This window comes from Streptomyces sp. NPDC086766, assembly GCF_044746005.1.
GTDB lineage: Bacteria > Actinomycetota > Actinomycetes > Streptomycetales > Streptomycetaceae > Streptomyces.
Genome location: NZ_JBIVBI010000002.1, coordinates 338,239 through 361,688 on the forward strand (window position 1 = coordinate 338,239; position 23,450 = coordinate 361,688).

General features: G+C 70.5%; 19 protein-coding genes. 15 read left to right on the forward strand and 4 right to left on the reverse strand.

Going from position 1 to position 23,450, the window contains the following annotated elements:
• Positions 1–65: 65 nt before the first annotated feature.
• The 3 genes from ACIPM1_RS04670 to ACIPM1_RS04680 are packed head-to-tail and all read left to right on the forward strand — an operon-like array spanning position 66 to position 2,437.
• Positions 66–1,169, forward strand: coding sequence for a hypothetical protein (locus ACIPM1_RS04670; protein ID WP_402428874.1), 1,104 nt, complete (start codon positions 66–68; stop codon positions 1,167–1,169).
• Positions 1,166–2,140, forward strand: a complete 975-nt coding sequence (locus tag ACIPM1_RS04675; RefSeq protein ID WP_402428877.1) for a phosphotransferase family protein — start codon at positions 1,166–1,168, stop codon at positions 2,138–2,140. Before ACIPM1_RS04670 ends, ACIPM1_RS04675 begins: the two co-directional genes overlap by 4 nt.
• A 3-nt stretch (positions 2,141–2,143) precedes the next feature.
• Positions 2,144–2,437 (forward strand): hypothetical protein, encoded by a 294-nt coding sequence (locus ACIPM1_RS04680; protein WP_402428880.1) that lies wholly within the window; start codon positions 2,144–2,146, stop codon positions 2,435–2,437.
• Positions 2,438–2,444: 7 nt separating this feature from the next.
• Here ACIPM1_RS04680 and ACIPM1_RS04685 read toward each other — a convergent pair whose 3' ends face one another.
• The 4 genes from ACIPM1_RS04685 to ACIPM1_RS04700 are packed head-to-tail and all read right to left on the reverse strand — an operon-like array spanning position 2,445 to position 6,319.
• The gene (locus tag ACIPM1_RS04685) at positions 2,445–3,215 is read right to left on the reverse strand and encodes a succinate dehydrogenase/fumarate reductase iron-sulfur subunit (RefSeq protein WP_356191809.1); all 771 of its coding nucleotides are present in this window, start codon (positions 3,213–3,215) and stop codon (positions 2,445–2,447) included.
• A complete protein-coding gene (locus tag ACIPM1_RS04690; RefSeq protein WP_402428883.1) occupies positions 3,212–5,149 on the reverse strand; it encodes a fumarate reductase/succinate dehydrogenase flavoprotein subunit in 1,938 nt (645 codons plus the stop codon). The genes ACIPM1_RS04685 and ACIPM1_RS04690 overlap by 4 nt, the downstream gene beginning before the upstream one ends.
• A 26-nt stretch (positions 5,150–5,175) precedes the next feature.
• Entirely contained in the window at positions 5,176–6,012 is an 837-nt protein-coding gene (locus ACIPM1_RS04695; protein WP_356191803.1) for a hypothetical protein, read from the reverse strand.
• Between the two features lie 19 nt (positions 6,013–6,031).
• A complete protein-coding gene (locus ACIPM1_RS04700; protein ID WP_356191801.1) occupies positions 6,032–6,319 on the reverse strand; it encodes a hypothetical protein in 288 nt (95 codons plus the stop codon).
• A 336-nt stretch (positions 6,320–6,655) separates the two neighbouring features.
• On the opposite strand from ACIPM1_RS04700, the gene ACIPM1_RS04705 reads away from it, so the two are divergent.
• The 12 genes from ACIPM1_RS04705 to ACIPM1_RS04760 all read left to right on the forward strand — a co-directional run bounded on the left by ACIPM1_RS04705 (position 6,656) and on the right by ACIPM1_RS04760 (position 23,351).
• On the forward strand, positions 6,656–8,854 hold the full coding sequence (locus tag ACIPM1_RS04705; protein ID WP_402428887.1) for an ABC transporter family substrate-binding protein: 2,199 nt from the start codon (positions 6,656–6,658) through the stop codon (positions 8,852–8,854).
• A 206-nt stretch (positions 8,855–9,060) separates the two neighbouring features.
• Positions 9,061–10,977, forward strand: a complete 1,917-nt coding sequence (gene typA, locus ACIPM1_RS04710) for a translational GTPase TypA (RefSeq protein WP_402428890.1) — start codon at positions 9,061–9,063, stop codon at positions 10,975–10,977.
• Between the two features lie 672 nt (positions 10,978–11,649).
• Positions 11,650–13,272 (forward strand): ABC transporter substrate-binding protein, encoded by a 1,623-nt coding sequence (locus tag ACIPM1_RS04715; RefSeq protein ID WP_402428893.1) that lies wholly within the window; start codon positions 11,650–11,652, stop codon positions 13,270–13,272.
• Between the two features lie 169 nt (positions 13,273–13,441).
• Positions 13,442–14,374, forward strand: coding sequence for an ABC transporter permease (locus ACIPM1_RS04720; protein WP_402428896.1), 933 nt, complete (start codon positions 13,442–13,444; stop codon positions 14,372–14,374).
• Positions 14,367–15,314: an ABC transporter permease gene (locus tag ACIPM1_RS04725; protein WP_402428899.1), complete on the forward strand. Its 948-nt coding sequence runs from the start codon at positions 14,367–14,369 to the stop codon at positions 15,312–15,314. Before ACIPM1_RS04720 ends, ACIPM1_RS04725 begins: the two co-directional genes overlap by 8 nt.
• 11 nt (positions 15,315–15,325) lie before the next feature.
• Entirely contained in the window at positions 15,326–16,384 is a 1,059-nt protein-coding gene (locus ACIPM1_RS04730) for an ABC transporter ATP-binding protein (RefSeq protein ID WP_402428901.1), read from the forward strand.
• Positions 16,377–17,525: an ABC transporter ATP-binding protein gene (locus ACIPM1_RS04735; protein ID WP_402428904.1), complete on the forward strand. Its 1,149-nt coding sequence runs from the start codon at positions 16,377–16,379 to the stop codon at positions 17,523–17,525. Before ACIPM1_RS04730 ends, ACIPM1_RS04735 begins: the two co-directional genes overlap by 8 nt.
• A gap of 247 nt (positions 17,526–17,772) precedes the next feature.
• Positions 17,773–19,395, forward strand: a complete 1,623-nt coding sequence (locus tag ACIPM1_RS04740; RefSeq protein ID WP_402428907.1) for an ABC transporter substrate-binding protein — start codon at positions 17,773–17,775, stop codon at positions 19,393–19,395.
• A 6-nt stretch (positions 19,396–19,401) separates the two neighbouring features.
• Positions 19,402–20,325, forward strand: a complete 924-nt coding sequence (locus ACIPM1_RS04745; RefSeq protein WP_356191774.1) for an ABC transporter permease — start codon at positions 19,402–19,404, stop codon at positions 20,323–20,325.
• Positions 20,318–21,298 carry an ABC transporter permease gene (locus ACIPM1_RS04750; RefSeq protein ID WP_402428910.1) on the forward strand — a complete coding sequence of 327 codons (981 nt, stop codon included), beginning with the start codon at positions 20,318–20,320 and terminating at the stop codon, positions 21,296–21,298. Before ACIPM1_RS04745 ends, ACIPM1_RS04750 begins: the two co-directional genes overlap by 8 nt.
• Positions 21,299–21,304: 6 nt before the next feature.
• Positions 21,305–22,297, forward strand: coding sequence for an ABC transporter ATP-binding protein (locus ACIPM1_RS04755; RefSeq protein ID WP_402428912.1), 993 nt, complete (start codon positions 21,305–21,307; stop codon positions 22,295–22,297).
• Entirely contained in the window at positions 22,290–23,351 is a 1,062-nt protein-coding gene (locus tag ACIPM1_RS04760; protein ID WP_402428915.1) for an ABC transporter ATP-binding protein, read from the forward strand. Before ACIPM1_RS04755 ends, ACIPM1_RS04760 begins: the two co-directional genes overlap by 8 nt.
• Positions 23,352–23,450 lie beyond the last annotated feature (99 nt).

Here is a 23,450-nt window from a genome sequence, read left to right on the forward strand (position 1 = left end):
CCCGCGGTCGATCGTCGTTCCCGGAAGCGACGGCGACGGCGACGGCGGCACGGGAGGGGACGGGCGTGGGCTCGGATGCGGACACGGGCACGGACGGCAACGGGAACGCGGACGCGGAGGAGCAGCCGGCCGGAACGGAGCCGGCGGGCACCCCGTCCCGCCGGCGTCGCCTCCGTCCGGCCCGGCACATCGCCCTCGCCGTGGTGCTCGCCGTGCTCCTGCCCCTGCTCGCCGCCGAGGCCGCCCTGCGGGTGAACTACACCGGCGACCCGGCCGGGGGAACGCGCACCCGGAGCCGGGACGCGATCTGGCTCGGGCACGCCTGGGTGGACGGGCGGAAGAAGGACGCCGACGTCGCCGCGCTCGCGCGGCGGCTGCGCGGGACCGGCATCCGCGACCTCTACGTGCACGCGGGCCCACTGGAGCACGACGGGACGCTGCCCGGATCCGCCTACCGCGACGCCCCTTGGCTCCTCCGCTCCATGCACCGCGCGCTGCCCGGCGTCCGCGTGCAGGCCTGGCTCGGCGACAAGCTCGCCAGTGAGGGCCCGGACGGCCTGCGCCTGGAGCGGGCCGGGACCCGGGCGGCCGTGGTCCGCTCCACCCGCGAGGTCCTCTCCGCGGGCTTCGACGGCGCCCACTTCGACCTGGAGCCCCTGCACTCCGGCGACCGCGACTACCTCTCCCTCCTCGGCGACCTGCGCCGCGTCACCCGCGCCCACGACGCCCTGCTCTCGGTCGCCGCCCACCAGATCGACCCGCTGCCCGCCTTCCACTCCTTCTGGGGCGCGACCACCGGCCACCCCAAGTGGTGGTCGCAGGCGTACTTCGGCGAGGTCGCCCGCCGCGTCGACCAGATCGCCGTCATGTCGTACGACACCATGCAGCCGCTGGAGAGCCTGTACGGCGGCTATGTCGCCCAGCAGACCAGCCTCGCCCTGGAGGTCACCCCGCGCTCCACCGACCTCCTCATGGGCCTGCCCTCCTACCACGAGAACCGCTTCGGCCACTGGGCGCACGCCGAGACCGTCCCGGCCGCCGTCCGGGGCGTACGCCTGGGCCTGTCCCGCACGGTCGCCGACCGCACCCGCTTCGGGGTGGCCCTCTACGTGGACTTCGCGGCCACGGAGGACGACTGGAGGGCCTACGAGGAAGACTGGGTGCGGTGACCCGCAACCGAAAGCACCGCACCGTCGCCGACCTCGCCCCGCTCGCCCGGGCCGCGGCCGGCCCGGCCCGCACCCTGCGCGCCGTCACCCGGCTGCGCGGCGGCTCCAGGAAGGGCGTCTACCGCCTGGCCTTCGACGACTCGACCACGGCGGTCGCCTACGTCTGGTCCCCGGACGAGGACTACTGGGACCAGCCGGACGGCGACCCCCGCGCCCCCTTCTCGCACGCCAGTGGCCTCGGTCTGTTCACGGCCGCGCACACCCGCCTGTCCGCCCTCGGCGTCCGCACGCCCCGCCTGCTCCACGTGGACACCACCGCGCACGCGGCCGTCGTCGAGGACGTCCCGGGCGGCAGTCTGGAGGAGGCGCTCGCCCGGGACCCGGAAGCGGCCCGGCCCACCCTGGAGCGCCTGGCCGAGGCGCTGGCGGCCCTGCGCGACTGCTCGGCAGCCGCCCACGGCAAGGTCGCGCTCGTCGACAACGGCGGTTCCTCGTACGGCGGTTCGTGCGCCCGGCTCGTCACCGACCGCGCACTGGCCTGCATCGCCGAGACCGCCGTACGCGACCGGAGGGTGGCCGGGGCCCGCGACGCGCTGGAGGAGGCCGTGCGCTCCCTGGCCGCCGAGGTCCGCCCGCGCGACCGGCACACCCTGGTCCACGGCGAACTCGGCCCGGACCACGTCCTGGTGGACGCCGGCGGCGCACCGGTGCTCATCGACATCGAGGGGCTCATGTACTTCGACGCCGAGTGGGAGCACGTGTTCCTGCGGCTCCGCTTCGGCCCGCACTACGACACGCTCCGCGCCGCCGGACTCGACGGGGCCCGCCTGCGTCTGTACCGGCTGGCCATGCACCTCGACCTCGTCGCCGGGCCCCTGCGGCTGCTCGACGGGGACTTCCCGGAGCCGGAGGCGATGCGGGCGATCGCGGAACACAATCTGGCACGGGCGCTGGACCAGGTGGGAGCATGAGGCGTGCATCCGATACCGGCGGTTCTGGCGGCTCTGTTCGTGTCCGGTCTCGCGGCCATGGGCGTCGCGGCGATCAGGACGGGCTGGGTGCTGCCGTGGGGTGCTCACAAGATCCTGCGCCCGAGGCTGTGGGGGTCAGGCTCGCTGGTCCTCGCGGTCGGAGCAGCGCTGTTCATGTCTCCGGTGGCCTCCCCGGGCCTCGCGGACCGGTTCGCCGTGCTGCCCGTGGTGGGCTGGGCGGTCTTTCTGGTGGGCTTGGTGATCCAGATGGCGGCCCGGTGGCCGGGCCGCCTCTGAACCGCCCCTACCTCGACCGCCTCCCGATCTTCGACCCCAGCCACACCAGCGGGTCGTACTTGCGGTCCACCGCCCGTTCCTTGAGCGGGATCAGCGCGTTGTCCGTGATCCTGATGCCCTCCGGACACACCTCCGTGCAGCACTTGGTGATGTTGCAGTAGCCGAGGCCGTGCTCGTCCTGGGCCGTGCGCTTGCGGTCCAGGCCGGTCTCCTCCGCCGCGTCCAGCGGGTGCATGTCCAGCTCCGCCACCCGCATCAGGAAGCGCGGGCCGGCGAACGCCGTCTTGTTCTCCTCGTGGTCGCGGACCACATGGCAGACGTCCTGACACAGGAAGCACTCGATGCACTTGCGGAACTCCTGCGACCGGTCCACGTCCTCCTGGAACATGCGGTACTCGCCCGGTCCCAGGCCCTCGGGCGGCACGAACGCCGGGACCTGACGCGCCTTGGCGTAGTTGAAGCCGACGTCGGTCACCAGGTCGCGGATCACCGGGAAGGCGCGCAGGGGCGTGACGGTGACGGTCTCGTCGCGGTCGAACACCGACATGCGGGTCATGCACATCAGCCGGGGCCGTCCGTTGATCTCGGCGGAGCACGAACCGCACTTGCCCGCCTTGCAGTTCCAGCGCACGGCCAGGTCCGGCGCCTGGGTGGCCTGGAGCCGGTGGACGATGTCCAGCACCACCTCGCCGTCGTTGACCTCGACCGTGAAGTCCGCCAGGCCGCCGCCCTGCGCGTCGCCCCGCCACACCTTGAAGCGGGCCTCGTAGCTGCTCACTCGTAGAGCTCCTCTTCGGCGAGGTACTTGACCAGCTCCTCCTTCTCGAAGAGGGCGAGCAGGTCGGGGCGGACGGGTTCGGTGGTCTCCCGGTCCAGGGTGATCTGGCCCCGCACCGGGTCGGTGGCCGCCAGGCCGCCCGTGGGGTCGGCGAGCCGGCACAGCAGGTTGATCCGGCGCCAGGCGCGGTCCATGCCCGGGAAGTCCTCGCGGGTGTGTCCCCCGCGCGACTCCGTGCGCTCCAGCGCGGCCCGCGCCACGCACTCGCTGACCAGCAGCATGTTCCGCAGGTCCAGGGCGAGGTGCCAGCCCGGGTTGAACTGGCGGTGGCCCTCCACCCCGGCCCGCCGGGCCCGCGTCCGCAGCTCGGCCAGCTTCCGCAGCGCCTGCTCCATCTCCTCCTCCCGGCGGATGATGCCCACCAGGTCGTTCATGGTCTGCTGGAGCTCCTGGTGCAGGGTGTACGGGTTCTCCGGCGGCCCGCCGGCCGGTTCCTCGCTCTCCGCCGAGAACGGCCGCAGCGCCTCCGCGGCCGCCGCGTCGACCTGGGCGTCGTCGACGGGCGGGCGGTCCGCCGCGAGCCCGGCCGCGTGCTCCGCCGCGTGCCGGCCGGCCCGGCGCCCGAACACCAGCAGGTCGGACAGCGAGTTTCCGCCGAGCCGATTCGAGCCGTGCATACCGCCGGCCGCCTCCCCGGCCGCGTACAGCCCCGGCACCCCGCGCGCCGCGGCCGTGTCCGAGTCGACCGCGATGCCGCCCATCACGTAGTGGCAGGTCGGCCCGACCTCCATCGCCTCCGCCGTGATGTCGACGTCCGCGAGTTCCTTGAACTGGTGGTACATCGACGGCAGCCGGCGCCGGACGACCTCGGCGGGCATCCGCGTCGAGACGTCCAGGAAGACCCCTCCGTGCGGGGAGCCCCGGCCCGCCTTCACCTCGGAGTTGATCGCGCGGGCCACCTCGTCGCGGGGGAGCAGTTCGGGGGGACGGCGGTTGTGGTCCGGGTCTTCGTACCAGCGGTCCGCCTCCTCCTCCGACTCGGCGTACTTCTCCTTGAAGACGTCGGGGATGTAGTCGAACATGAACCGCTTGTCCTCGGAGTTGCGCAGCACCCCGCCGTCGCCGCGCACCGACTCGGTCACGAGGATGCCCTTCACCGACGGCGGCCAGACCATGCCGGTGGGATGGAACTGCACGAACTCCATGTTCAGCAGCGGCGCCCCGGCGAGCAGGGCGAGCGCGTGACCGTCGCCGGTGTACTCCCACGAGTTCGACGTCACCTTGAACGACTTGCCGATGCCGCCGGTGGCGATCACCACGGCGGGGGCCTGGAGGACGAAGAAACGGCCGGTCTCCCGCTCGTAGGCGAAGACCCCGGACACCCGGCCCGCCCCGTCCTTGAGGACCCGGGTGACCGTGCACTCCTGGAAGACCCGCAGCCGGGACTCGTGGTCCCCGGTCTCCCGGTGGTCCTGCTGCTGGAGCGCGACGATCTTCTGCTGGAGGGTGCGGATCAGCTCCAGGCCCGTACGGTCGCCGACGTGCGCCAGGCGCGGGTACTCGTGGCCGCCGAAGTTGCGCTGGGAGATCCGCCCGTCCTTGGTCCGGTCGAACAGCGCGCCCCAGGTCTCCAGCTCCCACACCCGTTCGGGCGCCTCCCGGGCGTGCAGCTCGGCCATCCGCCACTGGTTGAGGAACTTCCCCCCGCGCAGGGTGTCGCGGAAGTGGACCTGCCAGTTGTCGTGCTCGTTGACGTTGGCCATCGCCGCCGCGATGCCGCCCTCGGCCATCACCGTGTGCGCCTTGCCGAACAGCGACTTGCAGATCACCGCCGTACGCGCCCCGCGCTCGCGCGCCTCGATCGCGGCGCGCAGCCCGGCGCCGCCCGCGCCGACCACGACGACGTCCCACTCCTGCCGATCCACCACGGACATCAGAAGGCCTCACTCACCGAAACTCGTCAGAAGAAGCGCGGATCGTCGAAGACGCCGGACGCGAGCAGGTACACGTAGAAGTCGGCGACCGCCACGCTCAGCAGCGACGCCCAGGCGAGCTGCATGTGGCGGGCGTTGAGCCGGCCGACGAACCGCCACATCCGGTAGCGCACCGGGTGCCGGGAGAAGTGCTTCAGCTTGCCGCCCACGATGTGCCGGCAGGAGTGGCAGGAGACGGTGTACGACCAGATCAGCACGATGTTGACCAGGAAGACCACCGTGCCGAGGCCCATGTGGCCCCACGCGTAGTGCTCGTCGCGGAAGGACAGCACGGTGTCGTAGGTCAGCACGCCGGCGACCAGGATCGCCGCGTAGAAGAAGTACCGGTGGACGTTCTGCAGGATCAGCGGGAAGCGCGTCTCACCCGTGTACGTCCGGTGCGGCTCGGCGACCGCGCAGGCCGGCGGGGACGCCCAGAAGCCCCGGTAGTAGGCCTTGCGGTAGTAGTAGCAGGTCAGGCGGAAGCCCAGCGGGAAGATCAGGATGATGATCGCCGGGGAGAGCGCCCACCAGCTGCCGAAGAGGTCCGCGTTGGGTCCCGCGTGCATGGTGGCGCAGTTGCTCGCCAGGCAGGGCGAGTAGAACGGCGAGACGTACGGCGCCGCGTAGTAGTCCGCGTCGGCGAAGGCCCGCCAGGTCGAGTACACGATGAACGCGAGCAGGCCGGCCGCGGTGGCGGCGGGTGCCAGCCACCAGCGGTCGGTCCTCAGGTGCGGGGCGTCGATCGCGGCGCGCGCCGGGGACCGGACGCCGCCGCGGTGCGGACGGGGGTCGGTGTCGGGGGGTTCCGTACCAGTGGCCAACTCGAGGACTCCGGTCGGGTCAGGGGGCGTGGCGGTCGCGGGCGCCGAGTCCCTCGTCGTCCGAGTCCGTCCACAGGGAGATGTCGTAGGGCGCGTCGGAGATGGTGACGAGCGCGGGCCGCTGCGCCGCGGCGGGGCCTTCGGAGACCTCGCGCAGCAGGGCGACGCTCTCGCGCAGGTGGTCGGCGTCGGCGCGCACGCGGCGCATCTCCAGACCGCCGCCGAGCTGCTGTTCCAGCCGGCCCACCGACCGCAGCAACTCGTCGAGGGTGCGCTGGACCGACGTCAGGTCGTCGTGCACGGACATGACGTGACCTCACTTCCACGGGCCGTCGGGGGCCCAAGCGGCAACGTTCATGCGCCTGCGAGTGTTGCGCGTCACACCGTCCGGTGGGAAGGGATGTGCAGCGATTGGCGGATTGCACAACCCTCGCGCGCGCCCGCACGCGCTCTGCGTGCGCCGGGGGCGCGGTTCCTCCGCACGGGTGAGCTTGCAGCCTCCCGTCGCCGTGTCGCCCTCGGCAGGCGAACCCTTTCCTCTTCAGTGGGGCCATAGATCTGATCAGCACCAAAATACCGCCAAACGTGATCAGAACCCACCCGTGTCCACCGGCGGGAGCGGCTCTCCTCGGAGGTAGCACAGATGTCCCACGACGGTGTCGGCCCCCGCGCTCTCACGCGCGCGCTCGCCTTCCTGACCGCTGGGGCCCTCGCGGTGCCCCTCCTCGCCGGCTGCGGCTCCGACGAGAAGCGCAGCAAGCCGCTGGCCGGGCAGGACATCGGGTCCGCCGCCCGGAACCTGGTCGCCGACGGCGGAACCCTGCGCTGGGCCGTGGACGCGGTGCCGCAGACGCTGAACACCTTCCAGGCGGACGCCGACGCGGGCACCACCCGGGTGGCCCAGGCCGTCCTGCCCACCATGTTCCGCCTCGACGCGAACGGGATGCCGCAGCTCGACCCGGCGTATCTGGAGACCGCCCGGATCGTGGAGACCGAGCCCAAGCAGGTCGTCGTCTACCGGCTCAACCAGCAGGCGGTCTGGAGCGACGGCCGGGAGATCGGCGCCGCCGACTTCGCCGCCCAGTGGCGCGCCCTGTCCGGCAAGGACACCGCCTACTGGACCGCCCGCAACGCCGGGTACGACCGCATCGAGAAGGTCGAGCGCGGCGCCGGCGACCTGGAGGTCAAGGTCACCTTCAGCCGGCCCTACGCCGACTGGAAGTCGCTGTTCTCGCCGCTGTACCCGAAGGAGGTCACCGGCACCCCGGACACCTTCAACGACGGGGCGCGCAAGAAGCTCCAGGTGACCGCCGGCCCGTTCACGGTCCAGCGGATCGACACCAAGAACAAGGACGTCGTCCTCGCCCGCAACCCCCGCTGGTGGGGCCGCCCGGCCAAGCTGTCCGGGATCGTGCTGCACGCCGTGCCCCGCGACCAGCGCGTGTCCGCGCTCGCCGCCGGCACGGTGGACGTCGCCGACGTCGACGCCGACGACGCCGCCGCTATCGCCTCCGCCGCGCGGGCCCGGGGCGGATCACCCCTGCCGGGCCCGGCCGGCCGTACCGCCGCCCGGGCGCTGCGCGAGGTGCGGCTGCGCAAGTCGCTGGAGCCCGCCTACACCCAGCTCGCCCTGAACGGCGCCGACGGTCCCCTCGCCGACGAGCGGGTGCGGCACGCGGTGGCGCGTGCCCTCGACCGCGGGCAGCTCGCCAAGCTGGTCCTGAAGCCGCTGGGTCTGCCCGCCGTCCCGGTCGGCAGCCACCTCGCCCTCTCCGGCCAGGACGCCTACGCCGACAACAGCGACGCGCTCGGCGGGCAGGACACCGCCCAGGCGCGGGCGCTGCTCGCGGACGCCGGCTGGGTGCCCGGCCCGGTCAAGAAGGAGAAGAAGGGGGAGAAGGCGGCCGGTGCCACGGGCCGTCCCGCCGGGGAGAGCACCCCCACCGGCGACGACGGCACGTACATCGTCGGCCGGAACGACAACGTCGAGGACCACAAGGCGGGCGACCCGGGCGACGGGAACAGGGACGGCGACCACAAGGACCGTGAGGCGCCCGCCCGGGACCGGCAGGGCCCCCTGGAGAGCGGGGACGGACACGCGGGGGAGGGCGGCGGCGCCCGGCAGCTCGCGCAGGACGGCCGGCAGTACGCCAAGGAGCACCTGAAGAGCGGCGGAGCGCCCGGCGCCTACGCCCCTCGCGGCACCGCCGCCCCCCGCGGCACGAGCGCCCCCAGCGGCACGGCCGCCCCGGCGAGCGGCGCCTCCGGGCCGCTGGCCAAGGACGGCAAGCCGCTCACCCTCCGCTTCGTGCTCCCCTCCGGACCGGGCTCCGACACCCTGCGCAAGGTCGCCGACCGGATCTCCGCCATGCTCGGCGAGGTCGGCATCGGCACCGAGATCACCAAGGTCCCGGACGAGAGCTACTTCAAGGACCACATCGCCGCCGGCCAGTACGACCTGGCGCTGTACTCGTGGCCCACGTCCGCCTTCCCGGCGACCGACGCCCGCCCGATCTACGCCAAGCCGGTGCCGGCCGCCGACGGCTCCCTGAACGTCCAGCAGAACTACACCCGCGTCGGCACCGACCAGGTCGACCAGCTCTTCGACCAGGCCGTCGCCACCCTGGACGAGGACGAGATGCGCGCCCTGGTCCGCAGGGCCGACGCCCGCATCTGGGCGGCGGCCGGCTCCATCCCCCTCTACCAGCGCCCCCAGCTCGTCGCCGTCCGCGGGAACCTCGCCAACATCGGCGCCTTCGGCTTCCGCACCCCGGTCTACGAGGACATGGGCTTCCTGAAGAAGGGCGCCGCCCCGAAGCCCGGATCCACGGCCGGGAACTGAGGCGCCCGCCCCCGCGCCGCCGGTGCGCGGCGCACGCAGAGGGGCCCCCGAGGGCCCCGGCCGGGCCCCGCGGTACGGGCCGCGAGGGCCGCCTCCGGCCGGGGCCCGTACCATGGGGTGAGGCCGTGGCATGTTCAGCCCGGCAGGGTCCGCGTAACACCGATGTACGCGCAGGCCTTCCTCACACTCCGGGAGTACGCCGCAATATGGCTGTGACTGCTACGCGTCACGACATCCGTAACGTCGCCATCGTCGCCCACGTCGACCACGGCAAGACGACCATCGTCGACGGCATGCTGAAGCAGGCCGGTGCCTTCGCCGCCCACCAGCTCGACTCGGTCGACGACCGCATGATGGACTCGAACGACCTGGAGCGTGAGAAGGGCATCACGATCCTCGCCAAGAACACGGCGGTGAAGTATCACCCCAAGGACGGCGGGGACCCCATCACGATCAACATCATCGACACCCCCGGCCACGCCGACTTCGGTGGCGAGGTCGAGCGCGGTCTGTCGATGGTCGACGGCGTCGTGCTGCTCGTGGACGCCTCCGAGGGCCCGCTGCCGCAGACCCGCTTCGTGCTGCGCAAGGCGCTCCAGCAGCGCCTGCCCGTCATCCTGTGCATCAACAAGACGGACCGCCCGGACTCCCGCATCGACGAGGTCGTCAACGAGACCTACGACCTCTTCCTCGACCTGGACGCGGACGAGGAGCAGATCGAGTTCCCGATCGTCTACGCCTGCGGCCGTGACGGCATCGCCTCGCTGACCAAGCCGGACAACGGCACCGTGCCGTCCGACTCCACCAGCCTGGAGCCGTTCTTCTCCACCATCCTGGAGCACATTCCGGCCCCGATCTACGAGGAGGAGGCCCCGCTCCAGGCCCACGTCACCAACCTGGACGCCGACAACTTCCTCGGCCGTATCGCGCTCCTCCGCGTCGAGCAGGGCGAGCTGCGCAAGGGCCAGACGGTCGCGTGGATCAAGCGGGACGGCTCGATCAGCAACGTCCGCATCAGCGAGCTGATGATGACCGAGGCGCTCACCCGCAAGCCGGCCGAGAAGGCCGGCCCCGGTGACATCTGCGCCGTCGCCGGCATCCCCGACATCATGATCGGCGAGACCCTCGCCGACCCGGAGAACCCGGTCGCGCTGCCCCTGATCACGGTCGACGAGCCCGCGATCTCCATGACCATCGGCACCAACACCTCGCCGCTGGTCGGCCGCGGCGGCACCGGCAAGGGCGCCGACGCGAAGTCGGCCGTCAAGGACCGCAAGGTCACCGCCCGCCAGGTGAAGGACCGCCTGGACCGCGAGCTGATCGGCAACGTCTCGCTGCGCGTCCTCGAGACCGAGCGCCCGGACGCCTGGGAGGTCCAGGGCCGCGGCGAGCTGGCGCTGGCCATCCTCGTCGAGACCATGCGCCGCGAGGGGTACGAACTGACCGTGGGCAAGCCGCAGGTCGTCACCAAGGACGTCGACGGCAAGGTCTACGAGCCGGTCGAGCGCATGACGATCGACGTGCCCGAGGAGCACATGGGCGCCGTGACCCAGCTCATGGGCGTGCGCAAGGGCCGTATGGACAACATGTCGAACCACGGCTCCGGCTGGGTCCGCATGGAGTTCGTCGTCCCCTCCCGCGGTCTGATCGGCTTCCGCACCGAGTTCCTGACCCAGACCCGCGGCACCGGCATCGGCCACTCCATCCACGAGGGCTTCGAGCCGTGGTTCGGCACGCTGCAGACCCGCAACAACGGCTCGCTGGTCGCCGACCGCGCCGGTGCCGTCACCGCGTTCGCGATGACCAACCTCCAGGAGCGCGGCGTGCTCTTCGTCGAGCCGGGCACCGAGGTGTACGAGGGCATGATCGTCGGTGAGAACTCTCGCTCCGACGACATGGACGTCAACATCACCAAGGAGAAGAAGCTCACCAACATGCGGTCGTCGACGGCCGACGTGGCCGAGTCGATCGTGCCGCCGCGCAAGCTCTCCCTGGAGCAGTCGCTGGAGTTCTGCCGTGACGACGAGTGCGTCGAGGTGACCCCGGAGGCGGTCCGCATCCGCAAGGTGAACCTGGACGCCCGCGAGCGCGCCCGCGCCGCGAGCCGCGCCAAGCACGGCTGACGCGCCGAGCACGGCTGACGCGCCGGCTTCGCACACGCGACAGGGCCGGGCACTCCGCGAGGGCGGGGGCCCGGCCCTCGCGTTCGGCGCGATGTAGCGCTGCGTGACGAAAAGGCGAGGGTAGGGAAAACCCTTCACCTTGGCGCGGAATCGATCCGGAGCGGCTAATTCGCACTACCCTGCTCGGCACATGCACCCAGAACACATCAACCGGAGGCTGGATTCAACAGCCTTTGTCCGGGCGGCCGTTGACGGGGGCGGGACGGCAGGTGCACGGTGCGCGTCGGAGCGTGGGCATGCCGAAGGAACCCCACACGGGACAACCGTAAACCGCAACAGGTTTTTTCCCGTCAACCGTCCGCTATGCGGACACCCGGAACCGATAGATGTGTAACAAGTCCGTTTCGCAGGGATCTTTCGCCAAACCCTTTGTCCGGTTTTTGGAAGAAGTAGGCGTCAGGTGTGATCGAACCGAGACCTAATGGGTGTGGTCGGCCGAATGGTCGATAGCAGATAGTTAGGCGCGTAGAGCTCGGATGAGCGCATCACCCTTTGCAGTGGGCGACGGCGACGGCGAGCGTGCAGGGCACCTGACTTTCTCCGGATCATGTGTCGGTGGAATGTCGTGTGCCCAGTCGTGCGGTGAACTAAAGGACTCATGAGGAGGAACCCATGCGCGGTGCCAAGAGTGCCAAGTGGGTGGCGATAGCCGCGGTTGTGGCGCTGGGAGCGACCGCCTGTGGTGGTGGCAGCGACAAGGGCAGCGAGGGCAAGGCTGCGGTCGACCCGAACGGCAAGTTCTCGATCGAGGTCGGCGAGCCGCAGAACCCGCTGCAGCCGGCGAACACCATGGAGTCCAACGGCAGCATCGTCACGCGTGCCCTGTTCACCGGTCTGGTGGACTACGACGCCAGCGGCAAGATCGTCATGATGAACGCCCAGTCGGTGGACACCAAGGACAGCAAGACCTTCACGGTCAAGCTGAAGCCGGGCTGGAAGTTCCATGACGGCACCCCGGTGACCGCCGAGTCCTACGTCAAGGCCTGGAACTGGGCCGCGAACCCGGCGAACAAGCAGACCAACAGCTTCTGGTTCGCTGACATCCAGGGCTACGACGACGTCGCCCCCGCCAAGGGCAAGCCGAAGGCCACCGAGATGTCCGGTCTCAAGGTCGTCGACGACAACACCTTCACCATCACGCTCAGCAAGTCGCTGCCCTACTTCGTCTACAAGCTGGGCTACGAGGTCTTCTCGCCGCTGCCCGAGTCCTTCTACAAGGACCCGAAGGCCGCGGGCGAGCACCCGATCGGCAACGGCCCCTACAAGTTCGTCAGCTGGCAGCACAAGAAGCAGATCGAGGTCACCCGCTACGACGGCTACCAGGGCCCGAACAAGGCCAAGAACGGCGGCGTTCTCTTCAAGAACTACTCCAAGCTGGAGACCGCCTACCAGGACCTGAAGTCCGGCAACCTGGACGTGATGCGCCAGATCGCCCCGCGCGACCTGCCCGTCTACAAGGCCGACCTCGGCGACCGTGCGGTGGACCAGGCCTACTCGGGCATCCAGACCATCGCCGTGGCCTTCTACACCAAGCAGTGGAAGGGCATCGACCCCAAGGTCCTGCAGGGCCTGTCGATGGCGATCGACCGGGACACCATCACCAAGACCGTGCTGCAGGGCACCCGTGAGCCCGCCACCGGCTGGGTCGCCAAGGGTGTTCTCGGCTACCAGCCGAACGCCGCGGGCGACATCACCAAGTACGACCCGGCCAAGGCCAAGGAGCTCATCAAGGCCGGCGGCGGCGTCCCGGGCAACAAGATCTCCATCCAGTACAACGCGGACGGCGGTCACAAGGAGTGGGTGGAGGCCGTCTGCGGCTCCATCACCAAGGCCACCGGCGTGCAGTGCACGGGCGACTCCAAGGCCGACTTCCAGGCGGACCTCAACGCCCGCGACAACAAGGAAGTCAAGTCGCTCTACCGCTCCGGCTGGGTGCTCGACTACCCGTTCAACGCCAACTTCATCCGTGACCTGTACGGCAGCAAGTCCGACGGCAACCAGGGCGGCTTCTCCAGCAAGGAGATCGACGGCCTGATCGCCAAGGCCGACGCCGCCAAGTCGCTGGACGAGTCGGAGAAGCTGTACCAGGAGATCGAGAAGAAGCTCCCGAACTACATGCCGAGCATCCCGCTCTGGTACTACAAGGTCAACGCGGGCTTCTCGGAGAAGGTCACCGGCGTGAAGTACGCCCAGGACGGCGACCCGATCCTGACCGGCGTTCAGGTCAAGAAGTAACCGCTGACGATCAGCGAACGCCGTGCCGCGCCCGGTTCCCGGGTGCGGCACGGCGTCGGCCGGACAGGCCGGGGGGCCCTTTTCGCCGGTGTACGTACGAAAAACCGACTCGGGGGAGTCGTTCGTACGCGGCGAAGGGGGCCCTCGCTGTGACTGACATGGAGGCACCATGGGGCGCTATGTCGCACGACGACTGCTCCAGATGATCCCGGTCTTCATCGGGACCACCCTGCTGATTTTCTTGATGGTCTACGCCCTGCCCGGCGATCCCGTGCGAGGGCTCTTCGGAGACAAGGGCACCAGCCCGGCGGTTCTGGCCTCGCTGCGGCACCAGTACGGCCTCGACAAGCCCGTCCTGGTCCAGTACTGGGACTACATGCAGAACATCGTTCTGCACTTCGACTTCGGGACGCAGGTCGCCAGCGGCCGCCCGGTCACCGACATCCTCGGTGAGGCCTTCCCGGTGACGCTGCGCCTGGCCGGCCTGGCCTTCGTCATCGAGGCCATCCTCGGCATCGTGCTCGGCGTCCTGTCGGGCATGCGCGCGGGCAAGGCCGTCGACACCGTCATCCTCTTCGTGACGCTCCTGCTGATCTCGGTGCCGGTCTTCGTGCTCGGCTACATCCTGCAGACGGTGTTCGCCTTCCAGCTGAACCTGCTGGAGCCCTCGGTGAACGACGACACCCAGATCAGCCAGTTGATGCTGCCGGCCATCGTGCTGGCCAGCGCCTCACTGGCCTATGTCGCCCGGCTGACCCGCACCTCCGTCGCGGAGAACCTGCGGGCCGACTACATGCGCACGGCCATCGCCAAGGGCCTGCCGCGCCGCCGCGTGGTCGGCGTGCACCTGATGCGCAACTCGCTCATCCCCGTCGTCACCTTCCTGGGCACCGACCTCGGCGCCCTCATGGGCGGCGCGATCGTGACCGAGAGCATCTTCAACATCCACGGCGTCGGCGGCACGATCGCCGACTCGATCGTGCGTCGCGAGGGCACCACGCTGGTCGGCCTGGTCACCATCCTCGTCCTCGTCTACCTCGTCACCAGCCTGATCGTCGACCTGCTCTACGCGGTCCTGGACCCGAGGATCCGTTATGCCTGAGCTGACCACTTCCGCCGACGAGGCCGCGACGGCGGCCCCGAGCGCCGCCGCGGGCGCCAAGCTGCCCGAGCCCAAGCCGGAGAAGACCCGCAGCCTGTGGGGCGACGCCTGGCGGGACCTGCGCAGCAACTGGGTGTTCGTCGTCTCCGCGGTGCTCATCCTGCTGCTGCTGGTGATGGCCGCCTGGCCCAGCCTGTTCACCAGCGCCGATCCGAACAACAAGGATCTGGCCGCCCACTACCTGCAGCACCCGCACTACGGCAACGTGTTCGCGGCCGACTGGCTGGGCTACGACGCCCAGGGCCGCAGCGTGTTCGCCCGCGCCATCTACGGCACCCGCGCCTCGCTGCTCGTCGGCGCCGGCACCACGCTGGTGGTGACGATCCTCGGCGGTCTGATCGGCATGCTCGCCGGCTACTTCGGCGGCTGGCTCGACGCCGTCCTGTCGCGTGTGACGGACATGTTCTTCGGCATCCCGTTCCTGCTCGGCACGATGGTGATGCTGAACTCCTTCACCGAGCGCTCGATTCCGGTCGTGATCGGCGCCCTGGCCTTCCTGGGCTGGACGCAGACGGCCCGCGTGATGCGCGGCTCGGTCATCACCGTCAAGTCGACGGACTACGTGCAGGCCGCCAAGGCGCTGGGCGCGGGCACGAACCGCATCCTCTTCCGCCACGTGCTGCCCAACGCGGTGGCCCCGGTGATCGTCGTCGCCACCATCTCGCTCGGCGTCTACATCGGCGCCGAGGCGACGCTGTCGTTCCTCGGTCTCGGCCTGAACGGCGTGTCGTGGGGCAACGACATCTCCGACGGCGGCAACTCGATCCGGGTCGCGCAGTACATCATGCTCTACCCGTCGATCATGCTCAGCATCACGGTGCTGGCGTTCATCATGCTCGGTGAGGCCGTACGCAACGCCCTCGACCCGAAGACGCGCTGAGGGAGGCGTACGTGACCACCATCGAAGAAGTCGCTCCTGTGCCGTCGCCCCGCGACGCCGGGGCGGACGGCGGGCCACTGCTCGAAGTCCGCGACCTGCACGTGGAGTTCCACACCCGTGACGGGATCGTCAGGGCCGTCAACGGTGTCAACTACAGCGTGAACGCGGGGGAGACGCTCGCCGTGCTCGGCGAGTCCGGCTCCGGCAAGTCCGTCACCGCGCAGGCCGTCATGGGCATCCTCGACATGCCGCCGGCGAAGATCCCCCAGGGCGAGATCCTCTTCCGCGGCCAGGACATGCTCACCATGTCCCCCGAGGAGCGCCGCAAGATCCGCGGCCGCCGGATCGCCATGATCTTCCAGGACGCGCTCAGCTCGCTGAACCCGGTGCTGACCGTGGGCTACCAGCTCGGCGAGATGTTCCGGGTCCACCAGGGCCTGTCCAAGAAGGAGGCCAAGGCCAGGGCCATCGAGCTGATGGACCGGGTGAAGATCCCGGCGGCCGCGGCCCGCGTCAACGACTACCCGCACCAGTTCTCCGGCGGTATGCGCCAGCGCATCATGATCGCGATGGCGCTCGCGCTGGAGCCGGACCTGATCATCGCCGACGAGCCCACCACCGCGCTCGACGTGACGGTCCAGGCCCAGGTGATGGACCTGCTCGCGGAGCTCCAGCGCGAGTTCAACATGGGCCTGATCCTCATCACCCACGACCTCGGCGTCGTCGCCGACGTCGCGGACAAGATCGCGGTGATGTACGCCGGCCGGATCGTGGAGCGTGCCCCGGTCCACGAGCTGTACAAGCGCCCGGCCCACCCGTACACGCGGGGTCTGCTGGACTCGATCCCGCGCCTGGACCAGAAGGGCCAGGAGCTGTACGCGATCAAGGGTCTGCCGCCCAACCTGCTGCGCATCCCGACGGGTTGCGCGTTCAACCCCCGCTGCCCGATGGCGCAGGACATCTGCCGCACGGAGATCCCGGCTCTGCTGCCGGTCACGGAGCAGGACGGCACCGAGCTGGTGGGCCGTGCCTCGGCGTGCCACTTCCGGAAGGAGACGCTCCATGGCTGAGCTGAGCAAGAAGGACGTGCCGGCCGACGCCACGCCGAACGTCTCCGACGTGGACGTCGTCGACGCGCACTCCGAGGCGGAGGCGGTCGCCGCCATCGAGGCCCGCGTGGAGCGCGGCGAGCCGATCCTGCAGGTGCGCAACCTGGTCAAGCACTTCCCGCTGACCCAGGGCATCCTGTTCAAGAAGCACATCGGCGCGGTCAAGGCCGTCGACGGCATCTCCTTCGACCTGTACCAGGGCGAGACCCTGGGCATCGTGGGCGAGTCCGGCTGCGGCAAGTCGACGGTGGCCAAGCTCCTGATGAACCTGGAGCGGGCGACCGCCGGCGAGATCTTCTACAAGGGCCAGGACATCTCCACGCTGTCCGGACGCGCCCTGAAGGCCGTGCGCCGCAACATCCAGATGGTCTTCCAGGACCCGTACACCTCGCTCAACCCGCGGATGACGGTGGGCGACATCATCGGCGAGCCCTTCGACATCCACCCCGAGGTGGCCCCCAAGGGCGACCGGCGCCGCAAGGTGCAGGAGCTGCTGGACGTCGTCGGCCTCAACCCGGAGTACATCAACCGCTACCCGCACCAGTTCTCCGGCGGTCAGCGGCAGCGCATCGGCATCGCCCGCGGCCTCGCGCTCAACCCCGAGGTCATCATCTGCGACGAGCCGGTGTCCGCGCTGGACGTGTCGGTCCAGGCGCAGGTCATCAACCTGATGGAGCGACTGCAGGACGAGTTCAACCTGTCCTACATCTTCATCGCGCACGACCTGTCCATCGTCCGGCACATCTCCGACCGCGTGGGCGTGATGTACCTCGGCAAGATGGCCGAGATCGGCACCGACGAGCAGATCTACGACCACCCGACGCACCCCTACACCCAGGCGCTGCTGTCGGCGGTCCCGGTCCCGGACCCGGAGGCCCGCGAGCACCGCGAGCGGATCATCCTCACCGGCGACGTGCCGTCCCCGGCCAACCCGCCCTCGGGCTGCCGCTTCCGCACCCGCTGCTGGAAGGCCCAGGACAAGTGCGCCGAGGAGGTCCCGCTGCTCGCGATCCCGGAGCGTTTCAAGGGCGACGACACCCCGGCGGCCCACGAGTCGGCCTGCCACTTCGCCGAGGAGAAGGACGTCGTCCACGCGGCCTGACCCGCGCCTCCTCGTGACCACCCCGGTTCCCGGCACCTGACCCAGGTGCCGGGAACCGGCGTTTTCCCGGCTTCCCCGCGGGCCCCACGCGGCCGACGGACGTGCTCCTCCCGGGTGCGTCCGTCCGGCTGGTGTCCGGCGCCCACCCGCGAGGCACGGGTGTGGCGTGACGCTTATGTGCTGATATGTGCGGGACCTCTCCGCGCCCCGGCGCAGGCGGCACAGCGCACTCCCGAGGAGGCACCCCATGCGTGGAGCCCGGCACGCCCGATGGGCCGCCTGCGCGGTGGCCGCGGTGCTCGCGCCCACCGCCTGCGGGACCGGTGTCGGCGCCGGCGGCGCCGCCGGAGTGCTCACCTCGTCCTGGGGCGACCCGCAGAACCCGCTGGAGCCCGCCAACACCAACGAGGTGCAGGGCGGCAAGGTCCTCGACATGATCTTCCGCGGGCTGAAGCGGTACGACCCGAGGACCGGCAAGGCCGAGAACATGCTCGCCGAGAGCATCGAGACCCGCGACTCGCGGAACTTCACCGTCACCGTCAAGGACGGCTGGAAGTTCAGCAACGGCGAGCCGGTCACCGCCCGCTCCTTCGTCGACGCCTGGAACTACGGCGCGAGCCTGCGGAACAACCAGAAGAACGCGTACTTCTTCGGCTACATCGAGGGCTACGACAAGGTCCACCCCGAGAGCGGCGCGCAGCGCGCCGACACCCTCTCCGGGCTGAAGGTCACCGGCCCGAGGACCTTCACCGTCCGGCTGGGCCAGAAGTTCTCCACCTTCCCGGACACCCTCGGCTACCCGGCCTTCGCCCCGCTGCCCAGGGCGTTCTTCACCGACCACGCGGCCTGGGTGAGCAAGCCGGTCGGCAACGGGCCGTACCGGATCGAGTCGTACACCAAGGGCTCCGCGATGGCCCTGCGCAAGTGGGACGCCTACCCCGGCGAGGACAAGGCCCGCAACGACGGTGTGACGCTCATGGTCTACACCGACAGCAACACCGCGTACACCGACGTGCTGGCCGGCAATCTCGACCTCGTCGACGACGTGCCCGCCACCCAGCTCAAGAACGTCAGGACCGACCTGGACGGCCGCTACATCAACACCCCGGCCGGGATCCTCCAGACGCTGGCCTTCCCCTACTACGACAAGAAGTGGGACACCGGCGGGGCGCGGAAGGTGCGCACGGGCCTGTCCATGGCCATCAACCGCAGGCAGATCACCGAGACCCTCTTCCGCAACACCCGCACCCCGGCCACCGACTGGACCTCGCCGGTGCTCGGAGCGGAGGGCGGCTACCAGGCCGGTCTGTGCGGAAGCGCCTGCGACTACGACCCCGCGCGGGCCAGGGAGCTGATCCGGGAGGGCGGCGGCATCCCCGGCGGCCAGGTGAAGATCACGTACAACGCCGACACGGGCTCGCACAAGCAGTGGGTGGACGCCGTGTGCAACTCCATTAACAACGCCCTCGGCAACGACAAGGCCTGCGTGGGCAACCCGATCGGCACCTTCGCCGACTTCCGCAACCAGATCGGCCGGCACAAGATGGCGGGCCCGTTCCGCGCCGGCTGGCAGATGGACTACCCGCTCATCCAGAACTTCCTCCAGCCGCTGTACTACACGGGCGCCTCCTCCAACGACGGCCAGTGGTCGAACAAGGACTTCGACCGCCTCGTCGACCGGGCCAACGCCGAGACCGACCGGGCGAAGGCCGTCCGGCTCTTCCAGCAGGCCGAGGGCGTGGTCCGGGACAACATGGCGGCGATCCCGCTCTGGTACCAGAACGGCAGCGCGGGCTACTCGCAGCGGCTGTCGAACGTGACGCTCAACCCCTTCAGCGTCCCGGTCTACGACGAGATCAAGGTCGGCTGAGCGGCCGTGGGACGCTATGTGATCCGGCGCCTGCTGCAGATGATCCCGGTGTTCGTCGGGGCGACGCTGCTCATCTTCGTGATGGTGAACGTGATGGGCGACCCCGTCGCGGGCCTGTGCGGCGAGCGGCAGTGCGATCCGGCGACGGCCGCCCAGCTGAGGCGGGAGTTCGGCCTCGACCAGCCGCTGTGGCAGCAGTACGCGACCTACATGGGGAACGTCTTCACCGGCGACTTCGGGACGGCCTTCAACGGCCAGCCGGTGACCGAGCTGATGGCGGCCTCGTTCCCCGTCACGATCCGGCTGACCGTGGTCGCGATCCTCTTCGAGATCGTCATCGGCATCGTCCTGGGCGTCCTCACCGGGCTGCGGCGCGGAACGCCCCTCGACACCTCCGTCCTCGTCCTCACCCTCGTGGTCATCTCCGTCCCCACCTTCGTCACCGGGCTGCTGCTCCAGCTCCTGCTCGGCGTCCAGTGGGGCTGGATCAAACCCTCGGTCTCCCCGCAGGCGACGTTCGGCGAGCTGATCGTGCCCGGCCTGGTCCTCGCCTCCGTCTCCCTGGCCTACGTCACCCGGCTGACCCGCACCTCCCTCGCGGAGAACCGCCGGGCCGACTACGTCCGCACGGCGATCGCCAAGGGCCTGCCACGGCGCCGGGTCGTGGGCCGGCACCTGCTGCGCAACTCGCTCATCCCCGTCGTCACCTTCATCGGCGCCGACATCGGCGCGCTGATGGGCGGCGCGATCGTCACCGAGCGCATCTTCAACATCCACGGCGTGGGCTACCAGCTCTACCAGGGCATCCTCCGCCAGAACACCCAGACGGTGGTCGGCTTCGTGACGGTCCTCGTCCTGGTCTTCCTGATCGCCAACCTCCTCGTCGACCTGCTCTACGCCGTACTCGACCCGAGGATCCGCTATGCCTGAGCAGCCCCGTCCGCCCGAGGGCGCCATCGCCGGGACCGGCATGGGCGGCGCGATGGACCTCGCGACCGGCGAGGCGACGACCCTGGAAGGGCCCCCGCGGGGCCGGGGCGGCCCGGAACGGCGGGGCAGGCCGCGCAGCCTGTGGTCCGACGCCTGGCACGACCTGCGCCGCAACCCGGTCTTCGTCGTCTCGGCCGTGGTGATCTGCTTCCTGGTCGTCATCTCCCTGTGGCCGTCCCTGATCGCCCCCGGCAACCCCCTCCAGTGCGATCTGGTCAAGGCCCAGGAGGGGTCCCAGCCGGGCCATCCGTTCGGCTTCGACGGCCAGGGCTGCGACGTGTACACCCGCACCGTCCACGGCGCCCGCGCGTCCGTCACGGTCGGCGTGTGCGCCACGCTCGGCGTCACGCTCCTCGGTTCGGTGCTGGGCGGCCTCGCGGGCTTCTTCGGCGGGGCCTGGGACGGGTTCCTGTCCCGGGCGACGGACGTCTTCTTCGCGATCCCGGTCGTCCTCGGCGGCCTGGTGCTGCTGTCGGTGGTGAGCAGCAACACCGTCTGGCCCGTGATCGGCTTCATGGTGCTGCTCGGCTGGCCGCAGATCTCCCGGATCGCGCGCGGCTCGGTCATCACCGCCCGGCAGCAGGACTACGTCCAGGCCGCCCGCGCCCTGGGCGCCTCACCCGCCCGCATCCTGCTGCGGCACATCGCGCCCAACGCGGTGGCACCGGTGATCGTGGTGGCGACCATCGCGCTCGGCACGTACATCGCCCTCGAGGCGACCCTGTCGTACCTGGGCGTCGGGCTGAAGCCGCCGAGCGTGTCCTGGGGCATCGACATCTCCGCCGCCTCGCCCTACGTCCGCAACGCCCCGCACGCGCTGCTGTGGCCCTCCGGCGCGCTGGCGGTGACGGTGCTCGCGTTCATCATGCTCGGCGACGCGGTGCGCGACGCCCTCGACCCGAAGCTGAGGTGAGCCGCCGTGCTGCTCGAAGTGCGGGACCTGCACGTGGAGTTCCGGACCCGGGACGGCGTCGCGCACGCCGTCAACGGCGTCTCGTACCAGGTGGACGCCGGCGAGACGCTCGCCGTGCTCGGGGAGTCCGGCTCGGGCAAGTCCGTGACGGCGCAGGCCGTCATGGGCATCCTCGACACCCCGCCGGGGCGGATCACCGGCGGCGAGATCCTCTTCCAGGGCCGGGACCTGCTGCGGCTGAAGGAGGAGGAGCGGCGCCGGATCCGGGGCGCGCGGATGGCGATGATCTTCCAGGACGCGCTGTCCGCCCTCAACCCCGTGCTCACCGTGGGCGACCAGCTCGCCGAGATGTTCGTCGTGCACCGCGGCGCGTCCCGCGGGGACGCGCGGGCGCGGGCCGTGGATCTGATGGACCGGGTGCGCATCCCGGCCGCCGCCCAGCGGGCGCGCGACTACCCGCACCAGTTCTCCGGCGGGATGCGCCAGCGCATCATGATCGCCATGGCGCTGGCGCTGGAGCCGGAGCTGATCATCGCCGACGAGCCGACCACCGCGCTCGACGTGACCGTGCAGGCCCAGGTGATGGACCTGCTCGCGGAGTTGCGGCGCGAGTACCGCATGGGCCTCGTCCTGATCACCCACGACCTGGGCGTGGTCGCCGACGTCGCCGACCGGATCGCGGTGATGTACGCGGGCCGGATCGTGGAGTCGGCGCCGGTCCACGACCTCTACAAGGCGCCCGCCCACCCCTACACGCGGGGCCTGCTGGACTCCGTCCCGCGCCTGGACCTCAAGGGGCGGGAGCTCTACGCCATCAAGGGCCTGCCGCCCAGCCTCACGCACATCCCGCCCGGGTGCGCCTTCCATCCGCGCTGCCCGATGGCCCGCGACGTGTGCCGCACGGACGTGCCGCCGCTGTACCCGGTGGACGAGGGCGGGGCCGCGTCGGGGACGCGGGGGAGCGCCTGCCACTTCTGGAGGGAGTGCCTGCATGGCTGAGCCGATCCTGGAGGTCAGTGGGCTGGTCAAGCACTATCCGCTGACCCGGGGCATCCTCTTCAGGAAGCAGGTCGGCGCCGTCCGGGCGGTCGACGGCGTCGACTTCGAGCTGGGCCGGGGGGAGACCCTCGGCATCGTCGGGGAGTCCGGCTGCGGCAAGTCCACGGTGGCCCGTCTGCTGTGCAACCTGGAGCGGCCGACGGCCGGTTCGGTCCGGTTCCGGGGCGAGGACATCACCCGGCTGTCGGGCCGGGCGCTGAAGGCGGTGCGGCGCAACATCCAGATGGTGTTCCAGGACCCGTACACCTCCCTCAACCCGCGGATGACGGTGGGCGACATCGTCCAGGAGCCGTTCGAGATCCATCCGGAGGCCGCGCCGAAGGGCGACCGGCGGCGCCGGGTGCGGGAGTTGCTGGACGTCGTCGGCCTCAACCCCGAGCACGTCGACCGCTACCCGCACCAGTTCTCCGGCGGCCAGCGCCAGCGCATCGGCATCGCCCGGGGACTGGCGCTGCGCCCCGAGATCATCGTCGCCGACGAGCCGGTCTCCGCGCTGGACGTGTCGGTGCAGGCGCAGGTGGTCAACCTGATGGAGCGGCTGCAGGCCGAGTTCGACCTCTCCTACGTCTTCATCGCGCACGACCTGTCGATCGTGCGGCACATCTCGGACCGGGTCGCCGTCATGTACCTGGGGCGGATCGTGGAGACCGGCACCGACACCGAGATCTACGACCATCCCACGCACCCCTACACCCAGGCGCTGCTGTCGGCCGTCCCGGTCCCGGACCCGGAGGCCCGGGAGCGCCGCGAGCGGATCATCCTCACCGGCGACGTGCCGTCCCCGGCCGACATCCCCTCCGGCTGCCGCTTCCGCACCCGCTGCTGGAAGGCGCGGGAGCGGTGCGCGGTGGAGGTGCCGGCGCTGGCGGTGCCCGCCTGGTTCCGGCCCGCCGGCGGGCCCGCGGCGCACGACTCGGCCTGCCATTTCGCCGAGGAGAGGCAGGTGGTGCCGCCTGAGGAACCCCCGCCGGAACACGGCCTGGTGACCGCATAGGGCCTGTCCGGCATGATCCGCCGGGCAGGCCCCAGCCGTACATAGCACCATCAACCGCGTTAACGCGCAGGCAACTTCATGGAAGCGGCACCGATATAC